Origin of the sequence: Faecalibacterium sp. Marseille-Q4164, from assembly GCF_017377545.1 — a bacterium.
GTDB classification, from domain to species: domain Bacteria; phylum Bacillota; class Clostridia; order Oscillospirales; family Ruminococcaceae; genus Faecalibacterium; species Faecalibacterium duncaniae.
In genome coordinates, this window is record NZ_JAFREJ010000037.1 from 1 (window position 1) to 1648 (window position 1648).

A 1648-nucleotide genomic window follows, 5' to 3' on the forward strand; every position below is an offset into this window, starting at 1 on the left:
TAATAGCTACTATACCCATTGCTATCATGATATTTTGTATTCGTATGATTCCGGTGGACACCTTATGGATACTACAAAATCGTACCATCAAGCTGTGGGAGGCTAAGAATGAAAAAAGGCAAAAGCAACTTTTTTCTTATTGCTCCTTTTGCCCTTTGGGGCTGCATTTCAGTATGGACTAGTAATCTTGTCCGATTGACAGATAAAAGCGCAGTACCTTATGCTTGGGCTTCTTTGTTTTTCTCATATGGAATCGTAGCAGTGCATTATATCCAAGTGGCAGTATCCTCCAAAGGCTGTAACAATGCCGAAAACGAAAAAATTGCATGGGTTCAGCTTGGGCTTTCAACTTTGTTCTTGATAGTAGCTGTTGTTCTAGCTATTCAATGAAGGAAAGCAAAGTAATCACCCAAAGCAGTGTAAGGTAACATGGAGAGTTCTTTATACAAAGGCCAATGGATTGGGCTTTTATATGAGTGGAACTACCGTCGGTATTGGCCCGGATTTAATAAAAAATGTTTCAGGAACGGATTACTACACGAGCTATTCCGATAACATCGAACGAAGCTGCCCATTTTCAACGACAGCACTAGTTCCAGAACAAAGTATATATAATACAACCTATACATATGACTTCTATGATGTTGGAACTTATCTTGATTGCAGCGTTGGGTGTTATTTTGGAGTGGTTGGCTCAAGCAAACCAATCTATTGGAGTGCAACTACACAAGTTACCATCCCGAAATTATGATTTTGACCAGCTATGGATGAAATTGTTTTTGAACCCAGTGATGTCAATATGTTAGCAGCTTTAGGCATCGTCGAAAGTGTAAAGTTGTTTCCGTTTATGTTATCAATGGGAGAACTTCAATATACTTGCGATTCAGAATATCGTTGCAAACAATTCGTGAATTGCCTTTCAGAATATTATCCTGACAGCCAAATTGAAGCTAGACAACTGTGGTCGAAATATCATGGTACAGCGAATGCGGTTCAATGTGATATGATAAATCATAAGCCACTGCGTGTTTGGGTCAGGAGTTCTGCCGATTGTTGGTGCGGCATTTATTATATTTGTTACTATGCAGCAAAGTATGGTACAAATAGAATTTTGCTTGCATCCAGAGAAGGTCTGAAAGAATTTATGGAAGGGAAAACCGATAAGATCTCACAAAAGTATTTGACGGAAGAAACTATTACTGAGTATGCCAAAAGATGGGGAAAGCTATTAAACGAAAACACCTCCATGCGTATTTGGCATGCGAACGATGTTAAAAGCGTTAACATAGATTATTTCGACCAGAGAATTATTAGTTTAGTATCGAGAATTCCTATTTCGGTTGGTGAACTTACCGCAGACGTATTAAAAGCGATTTCTGCTCCGGTAAGTGACTGGTATGTCATGAAACGCATAGAAGCACTTTTGAAAAAGGGTGTTCTTCAAGTCGTTATTCCAAACAAAATCTTTTATAATACCATCGTCCAGCTAAACGAAGAATAAAGGAATCCGAGCAAGTCGGCCCAACAGTCACCTCATTTCAACGAGAGGGGTGGCTGTTGGGTCAATTGTTCAAAAAGAAAAACTGAAGATAATAAAAAGTCTTGATTTCTCCATCAAAACATGGTATATACATTATACGAAACAGTG

2 protein-coding genes are annotated in these 1648 nt (G+C 38.7%); both read left to right on the forward strand.

Going from position 1 to position 1648, the window contains the following annotated elements; translation table 11 throughout:
- The first annotated feature begins 108 nt into the window (after positions 1 to 108).
- On the forward strand, positions 109 to 390 hold the full coding sequence (locus J3352_RS14075; protein WP_005943373.1) for a hypothetical protein: 282 nt from the start codon (positions 109 to 111) through the stop codon (positions 388 to 390).
- 373 nt (positions 391 to 763) lie between these two features.
- Positions 764 to 1501 (forward strand): DUF3658 domain-containing protein, encoded by a 738-nt coding sequence (locus J3352_RS14365; protein WP_242699991.1) that lies wholly within the window; start codon positions 764 to 766, stop codon positions 1499 to 1501.
- Positions 1502 to 1648: the final 147 nt, after the last annotated feature.

What these genes read in the sequence shown, in the direction of transcription:
- J3352_RS14365 (WP_242699991.1), top strand. Translation starts at nt 764, where the DNA reads ATGGATGAAATTGTTTTTGAACCCAGTGATGTCAATATGTTAGCAGCT.
- J3352_RS14075 (WP_005943373.1), top strand. Translation starts at nt 109, where the DNA reads ATGAAAAAAGGCAAAAGCAACTTTTTTCTTATTGCTCCTTTTGCCCTT.